Source organism: Streptomyces sp. SID14515 (genome assembly GCF_010548505.1).
Taxonomy (GTDB): domain Bacteria; phylum Actinomycetota; class Actinomycetes; order Streptomycetales; family Streptomycetaceae; genus Streptomyces; species Streptomyces caviscabies.
Map to the genome: position 1 here is coordinate 176,318 of NZ_JAAGMH010000027.1, position 7,654 is coordinate 183,971.

General features: G+C 70.6%; 6 protein-coding genes. All 6 read right to left on the reverse strand.

Annotation, left to right across the window (positions count from 1 at the left end; all coding sequences use genetic code 11):
* Positions 1 to 20: 20 nt before the first annotated feature.
* Complete coding sequence (locus G3I54_RS04910; protein ID WP_164611460.1) at positions 21 to 3,578, reverse strand: AAWKG family protein; 3,558 nt, start codon at positions 3,576 to 3,578, stop codon at positions 21 to 23.
* A 51-nt stretch (positions 3,579 to 3,629) separates the two neighbouring features.
* The gene (locus tag G3I54_RS04915) at positions 3,630 to 4,106 is read right to left on the reverse strand and encodes a type VII secretion system-associated protein (RefSeq protein ID WP_164611462.1); all 477 of its coding nucleotides are present in this window, start codon (positions 4,104 to 4,106) and stop codon (positions 3,630 to 3,632) included.
* 150 nt (positions 4,107 to 4,256) lie between these two features.
* Positions 4,257 to 4,565, reverse strand: a complete 309-nt coding sequence (locus G3I54_RS04920; protein ID WP_164611464.1) for a WXG100 family type VII secretion target — start codon at positions 4,563 to 4,565, stop codon at positions 4,257 to 4,259.
* 27 nt (positions 4,566 to 4,592) lie between these two features.
* Complete coding sequence (locus G3I54_RS04925) at positions 4,593 to 4,928, reverse strand: hypothetical protein (RefSeq protein WP_164611466.1); 336 nt, start codon at positions 4,926 to 4,928, stop codon at positions 4,593 to 4,595.
* Between the two features lie 346 nt (positions 4,929 to 5,274).
* Positions 5,275 to 6,834 carry a type VII secretion protein EccB gene (eccB, locus tag G3I54_RS04930; protein ID WP_164611468.1) on the reverse strand — a complete coding sequence of 520 codons (1,560 nt, stop codon included), beginning with the start codon at positions 6,832 to 6,834 and terminating at the stop codon, positions 5,275 to 5,277.
* Between the two features lie 104 nt (positions 6,835 to 6,938).
* Positions 6,939 to 7,654, reverse strand: a 716-nt coding sequence (eccD, locus tag G3I54_RS04935) for a type VII secretion integral membrane protein EccD (RefSeq protein ID WP_164611470.1), incomplete at its 5' end; no start/stop codon positions are given.

Here is a 7,654-nt window from a genome sequence, read left to right on the forward strand (position 1 = left end):
GACGCGGAACTGAGCGACCGTCACCTGCCGATGACGGCCGGGGTGCCGCCCTCCTCGGTGCCCCACACGTCCGCGTCCTCCTCCAGATAGTCGGCGGACGTGGCCGGCCTGCGGCTCTGCTCCGGCTCCTCCTCCGAGGAGTCGCCGCCGCCGGTGGTCGCCACCCGGGATGCCGGGGCCAGGAAGGTGTCGCTGTCCTCCTGGCGGTTCCACGGGCTGCGCCTGCGGCGGTTGCGGCGCTCGCTCTCCTCCGCCGCGTCGACCAGGACGGCCCGTACGCGTTCGCCGTTGCCCTTGTCGCCGCCCGCGCCCATGCCGCCCATGCCGCCGCCCATCGGCATGCCGGGGCTGCCGGGCATGCCCGGGGCACCGGGGGCGCCGCCCGGCGCGGCAGGGGCGAGCGGAGTGCCCGCACCGGCCGCGACGCTGTCCGAGAGCGGGGCGACCCCGCCGGAGCCGACGATCTCCGGGGAGCCCGCCGCACCGGGGAGGCCGCCGCCCGGACCTCCGGCGGCGGAGTTGCCGCCGACGCCCAGCTCGGAGAACGACAGGTCGCGGGAAGTGGTGCCGTCGCCGCCACCGGACCCGCCGCCGTTCAGGCCGCCGCCGTTCCCGTTCAGGTCGCGCAGATCACCGAGGTCGTCGAGACCGTCGAGACCGTTGCGGCCATTGAGACCGTCGAGGCCTCCGGAACTCCCCGGCCCACCCCGCGCGTTCAGATCCTTCAGGTCCACCGTCTCCGTTCGGCCCTGCGGGTCGGTGACGGTGGCCACGCCGGTGTCCGGGTCGATGACCTGCCTGGATCCGTCCGGGAAGGTGGTGGTCAGCCGGCCGTTGTCCAGGGTGGTGGTGGAGCCGTCCGGGTTGGTCACCGACGCCCCGTGGGTGAGGTCGGTGACCACGGCGGAGCCGTCCGGGCGGGTGGTGGTGAACTGCCCGGTCTCCGGGTCGAACACGGCCTCGCTGCCGTCCGGGAAGGTGGTCGTGAAGCCGTCGTCGCCGAGGGCGGTGTGCCCGCCGGTCGGGGTCTCCAGGCCGAGCCGGTCGGTGTTGAGGTTCCCGAGGTCGCCCAGGTCGTCGAGGCTCCCCCGGTCGCCCAGGTCGCCGATGTCGCCCAGGTCGCCGCGCGATTCCGTGGGCAGGTCGGCGTTGATGTCGCCGAGGTTCCCCAGGTCCCTGAGGTTTCCCAGGTCCCCCAGGTCCCCGGTCCCGTTCCGTTCGTTCAGGTTCCCCAGGCTGCCGAGGTTCTCGGTGGTGGTCGTACCGTCGGGGGCGGTGGAGACCGCCTGGCCGGTTTTCGGGTCGACGACCTGCGTCGTACCGTCGGGGAAGGTGGTCGTCAGCTTGCCGTCGTCGCCGAGCGAGGTGACCGAGCCGTCCGGGTTGGTCACCCGGACGCCGTCGGCCAGGTCCTGTGTGGTGACGCTGCCGTCCGGATGGGTGGTGGTGAGAAGTCCGCTGTCCGGGTCGAAGGAGGTGCTGCTGCCGTCCGGGAAGCCGGTGGTGATGCTGGAGCCGTCGAGCTGGGTGGTGCCGCCGGTCGGGGTGTCGATGGAGCCGCGCGCGCCGTCGTTGAGGCCGCCGAGGTTGCCCAGGTTCTGGGTGATCGCTTCGTTGGCCGCGTCGTTGGCGTTCTTCGTACCGCCCGGGCCGCCGTTGAGCTGGCCGAGGCTGCCCAGGTTCTGGCCGACCGGGAGCGGGCCGCCGCCGGGCCCCTGCTGGTTCTCGCCGCCGGGGCCGTTCACCTCGCCGAGGCTGCCGAGGTTCTCGGAGATCGCGTTGTTCACGTCGTCGAGGCCGGGGCCGTTCGAGGAGCCGGGACCGGAGCCGGGGTTGTTGAGGTCGCCGAGGTCGCCGAGGCTCTCGGTCACCGGGAGGTCCTGCTTGAGGTTCAGCAGCTCGTCGAGGTTGCCGATGTTCTCACCACCGCCGCCGCCCGGCCCGTTGATGTTGCCGAGGCTCTCCTCCATCTGCTTGGCCTGCTCCTCGGCCTCCCGCTTGGCCTCCTCCTGCTCGCGCCGCTGTTCCTCGCGCAGTTCGTCGGCGTACTTGCGGTCCTCGTCGCGCTGCTTGTTCTGCTCCTCACGCAGCTCGTCCTGAAGCTTCTTGTCCTCCTCGCGCTGGAGGCGCTGCTCCTCACGGAGTTCGTCCTGAAGCTTCTTGTCCTCTTCACGCTGGAGGCGCTGCTCCTCGCGCAGTTCGTCCTGGTACTTCTTGTCCTCCTCGCGCTGCTTCCGCTGCTCCTCGGCGAGCTCTTCCTGGAGCCGGCGGTTCTTCTCGTTCTCCTCGTTGATCTTCTCCTTCTCCTCGTCCAGCTTCTTCTTCTCGTACTCCTCGCCGGCCGTGCTGGTCGACTTGGGCTCGGGTACGTTGCCGGAGAAGTCCTTGGAGAGCGTGAGGAACTGGTTGTTGAGCCTCGACTGCACCTCGCGGGCGGGCTTGACGAGCAGGTCGTCGACGGCCCGGCTCCAGATGTCGACGGCCTTGTCGCCGACCTTCGCCCAGTTGGCGATGTCGTTGAGGTCCCCGTAGTCCGGGTGCACCTGGGAGAAGCCGGCCTGCGGGCTGTGGCTGACCGTCGTGGAGTAGCGGGTGGTGTAGGACTTGATGTCCGTCTTCGCCACGTTCTCCGTGTCGACCCACTGGGCGAGGTCGTCGAGGACGTAGCGCAGCACTCGGTGCGGGTCGTAGTAGTCCGACTGGGCCCAGGTCAGCCAGTTGCTCAGCAGGTCCCGGGCGGCCTGCTCCAGGTGGGAGCGGCCGAGCGAGAGCGCGCGGGAGTACACGGTGTTGCCGGTGCCGGTGTCGTCGCCGCTGCCCGCCGTGTTGTCGAAGGTCTCCACGTAACTGTCGTAGTTCTCGCGGATCTTCTTGATGAGGCTGCGGAAGACCTCCGCCGCCTCGCCCTTCCAGCTGGCGTCGTCCCGCCCGAAGCGGTCCTCCCAGTCCTTCAACAGCGGTGCGTGGTCCTTGAAGAACTTGGCCGCGTAGTCGAAGGAGTGGCCCGCGGTGGTGAAGGAGTTGAGGTCGACGACGTCGGACTCGCCGGCGACGAGGCCGCTGAAGCGGCCGTCGCCGCTGTTCCCCTTCAGCAGGGCGAGGAGCGCCGCCCGGGGCCCGTTCATGTACTGGGCCAGCGGGATGGTGCTGAACTTGTCCTTGTTGTAGTCCGTGAACTCGTTGCCTTCACGGACGGACACGTTCTCGACGTCGGTGGAGTCGGTGCCGGCGAAGATGATCTCGTCACCGGACTTCACCCGGCCCTCGAAGACGATCCGGGCCTGCATGATGGAGCGCTTCTTCCCGCTGTCGAAGAACCAGATGTCGTAGTCCTGGCCCTTGTTCTGCAGGAAGCCGGAGTCCTTCACGAGGAGGCCGAGGCTGCGCTCCTTGATGTCCATCCGGAAGAGCTTGCCGCCGTGGTCGGAGCGGAGGGTGTCGAAGATGGTGGAGCGGTCGGGCACCGGGTAGCCGGTGATGTGCGTGACGAGCTGGGCCCAGTTGTCGGCGGACGCCGCGTCCGTCTCCCTGTACTTGTCGACGTTGCCCTTGGATTCATCGTCGTACTGGTCGGCCACCGGGCACCCTTTCCTGTCCGTCTCCGCCCCACACCGCTGCCGCGGGGCGGGTTACTTCTCTTCCGTGCCCGTGGTTCCGCTGGTGAGCGTGTCGACCTCGTCGAAGGTCTGGAGCAGCGTCTGGGCGTCGATCGCGTCCAGATTCTTGTTCTTGGTCTTGTTGGCCTCCTCGATGGTCTCGGTGAGGGCCTCCTTGAGCTCCTTGAACAGCTCCATCTGGTCGCCGAGCAGCTTGTCGATGGACTCCGCCACGAGCCTGACATTCTCCACCAACTCCGGCCCGGAGATGAGCTTTTCGGTGTTCATCCGCCCGATGCGCAGAAGCTGCCTGTCCTGGTCGAGGTTGTCCGCCGTGGTGTAGCCGCCGATCAGCTCGCCGAGCGGCCGGATGCGGCCGTCGCCCTCCTCGCCGCTGCCGTCCTCCCGGTGCTGCTTCGCCTTGGTGTACACCGGGTGCACCTCGTTGTCCCGGAAGTTCTCCATCTGCTTGAGATCGAAGTGCTTGACGTCGGCCTTCTCACCGGCCATGGGGCGTCCTCCTGCGGTCGGAGCGGTAGGAGCGGGACAGGGTTACGGGAACGGGGGCACGGCGCCGGCCGTCCTCCGGCCGGGGCGCACGGGCGAATGCCGGGGCCCGTCCTCCGTACCGTACGGAAGGAGGGAACCCCGGCCGCGCGGCTAACGGGCGCGCACACTGCCCCAGTTGTCGGCGCTCTTGCGCTCGTCGCGGGAGTGGTTGTCGTGGATGCTCTGGACCAGCTCGCCGCTGTCGCCGAGGAGCAGGGCCATGTTCTTGGTCGCCTGGTCCCACTCGGCCTGGACGCCGCGGTACATCTGCTGGTCGTCACCCTCCCATGAGGTCACGAGCGGCTTGAGCTCGTCCTCCAGGTTGTTGAGGGTGGTGATGATCTGCTGGGTCTGCTGCTTCAGCTCCTCGATCGCGTTGCGGACCGTGGAGTACTGCACATCGATGATGCCGTCGGCCATGACATCTCCTCTCGGGTGGGGGGCGGGTCAGCGCAGCGCTTCGAAGACGCCCTGACTGGTCTTGCTGTTGAGCACCTCGGTCAGGTCCTGGTTCTCCTGCGCCAGGCGGTTGGCCGACGTCACGTTCTCCTGGAGCGCGTCGACCATCTTGCTGATCTGCACGACGACCTTCTGCGCCTCGCCGTTCCAGCTGCGGAAGAGCTTCAGCAGGGCCTGGCCCTCGTCACCGCCCACACCCGAACGCGCGGCGATCTCGGCGACGTTGTTCTGGATCTTCTCGACCGCGGCCCGGGCCGACTCCAGAGAGGAGACACCTCCCAAGCCCTTGGCATAGTCCGCTTTCCTCTGGGCACTGTCCGCCATGTCGCGCTCCCTTCGTTGAGGCATGTCTCGTCGCACGGTTGCCCGCTGAGGCTAAAGAGAACTCACCGTCCGGCGCAACGCATGTTGGGAAGATTTGAGCATAGGTCAGTTCGCCAGAATCCTTACACGCCAACGGAGTTGTCCGAACGTTTCGGTTAAATGAACGCGCGTCGCAGCCGGTTGGCCCGTGCCGGTCGATTCGGACGGGAAACGGGCAGCCGGAGAATCCGAACGGTCAGCGGGACAGCCCATTTCCTGAGCTTTATCTGAGGTTCTTTATGCCGAACCTTTACGTGCCCGGCCCCCTTTTCCCTTTCTTCGGCACCGTATGGGGCGTTTGCCGGGATCATGGCCGGGAGTCGCCGGTGCCGGACGCCTCCGCCGTGTCCCGTGCGTCGGAAGCGTCGCACTTCGGGGCGGTGGTCCTGGGTTCCGCGGCTCCGGAAGCCGCGGCCGGGTCCAGGTCCGCGCCGGTCGGCAGCGCCGCGAGCAGCGGTGCGGGGACCGAGCCGATGTCCCCCTCGCCGTATCCGAGCGCGCCCAGGGAGTTCTTGGCCGTGACGCGGTATTTCACGCCGTTCTCCGCCACCAGGTAGGTGGTGCCCGCGTGGGCCGCGCCGCTCGCGTTCAGGGCCCGGACCAGGGCGCCGCGCCCGGGGCGTACCACCGTGGCGTCCGTCCGGGCGCAGGCCGGGACCAGCGGCCGGTCGGTGCCCTGGGACACCGCGACGGGGGCGAGCTGGGCCAGCGGGACCAGCACCGACCTGATCCGGGCGCCGCCGTTGCCGCCGTCGACCTGCGCGCAGAGGGCGGTGCCGCGCGGCGCGGACTGCGGGAGGGGCGGCGTACGGGGCAGCTCGGCGGCGGGTCCGGCGGGTGCCGTCTCCTTCGCCCGGTGCGTACGCAGCGCGTCGGCGCCGACCGCGCGGGCCTCGGGCGAACGCCCCTGGTAGGCGTCCTTCTGGGTGGCCGGGTCGCCCAGCACCAGGGCGGCCTCCAGCCGGGACAGCGGAACCAGCCCGTCCTTGCGCAGCAGGTGGTACGTGGAGCCGCCGCCCGGAACGCTGACCTGGAACAGCTGGCCGATCCTGCTCGGTTCGCCGCCCAGCGTCGGGCCCTTCCCCCCGCGCCCGGCGACCTCCGGCGGCTTGAGGGCGGGGCCGGGGGCCAGGGCGTCGAGGAAGGCCGCCGAGACCGGCATCGCCCGCTCGGAGCCGTAACCGAGGGCGTTACGGGCGTCGGAGTCCCGGTCCAGTGCGAGCCGGCTGCCCCGCCACACCAGGTACTCCGTGCGGTCCGGGCCGCTCACGAGCACCCCGCGGTCGGCCCCGACTCCCTGGGAGTCCAGCGGCGATCCGGCGACCACGGTGGTGGCCCCCGGCTTGTCCACGCCCGCGTCCGCGACGGCCCCGGAGGTGCTGGGCAGTGCGCCGTCCGGCCCGGTGACGCACATGTGCCAGGCTCCGGCGTCGAGCTGGCCGGGTCCGGGCAGGGTGTCCGGAGCGCCGGGGATGCCGGCCGGGGAGCCCACGGGGACATCGCGCAGCGAGGCGGTGGAGACGTCCACGGCCTTCAGGTCAGGGCCGCCGATCAGCCGCGCCGAGGCGAAGTTGCGCACCGGGTGCAGGACGCCGTCTGTGCCGGTCCACAGATAGCGGGCGCCGGTCTCACGGTTGACCACCAAGTGCTCGCCCTTGCGCCAGCTGTCGTTCCCGCCGGGGCGCAGCAGCCCGTAGACGGTGACGCCGGCGCCGATCAGGACGGTCACCAGGATGCCGAAGACGACGCCCCGGGTCGTCCGGCCAAGCGGGCTCTCGGGGGCGTCCGGGTCGGCCGTCAGCAGGCCCGAGCTGAGCCTGCCCATCATGAAGCCGTGGGCTTGGACCTGGTCGCGCTTGGACTGCACAGCCTCTCCTCAACTCGTCGTCCGTGGAACGGCTTACGGGGGTGATGGGTCCGATGGACCGGCGTACGGGGTGCTCGGTCCGGTGAACCGGCGTACGGGGGTGCTCAGCCGAACAGGCCGCGCAGCCAGCCGAAGAGGCCCGCCACCCACAGCGTGAGCGGCAGCAGCGCGACGGCCAGGCCGGTGTGCGCCAGCTCCGCCGCCCGGCCCCAGTACGGCAGCACGCGGCGGCCGGGCACGATCCAGGACGCGGTCACCAGGCCGGCCGCCGCGGCGAGCAGCACCCCGAAGACCACCACGCGCCCGTCCGCGTCGCTGTCCACCGCCCAGGCCCGGGCGAGCAGCAGCAGCCCGAGGATCCCGGGCACCGCCAGGGTGAGGCGCTGGCCGATGTGGACCAGGCCCCGGGAGTGCAGGAGCAGCAGCAGGGTCAGCGCCAGGGCGGTGAGCGTCTCGGGCAGGTCCGGGCGGTGGGCGAGGACGGTGAGGGCGGCCGCGGCGATGGTGCCGGTGGCGGCGAAGAGCGCGGTGACCCAGCGCCCGGCGAGTTCGGTGCGCTCGGCGACCTCGTCGCCCGCGTACGGGTCGATGCCCTCCTGGAGCTGTCCGGCGGAGGACGGCAGGGAGGGCATGCGCATTCCGGCCAGTTTGAAGGCGAACGGAGCCACCGCCCCGGCGGCGAGCGCGACCACCGTCGCGACCAGCGCCACCGCGGCCGACACGTCCAGGCCCGTGTAGCCCATCAGGGCCCCGGAGATCGCGGTGGCGACGGCGACCACGGCGGTGGCCAGCAGGGCGGGGGCGCCGACCGCGGTGGCGG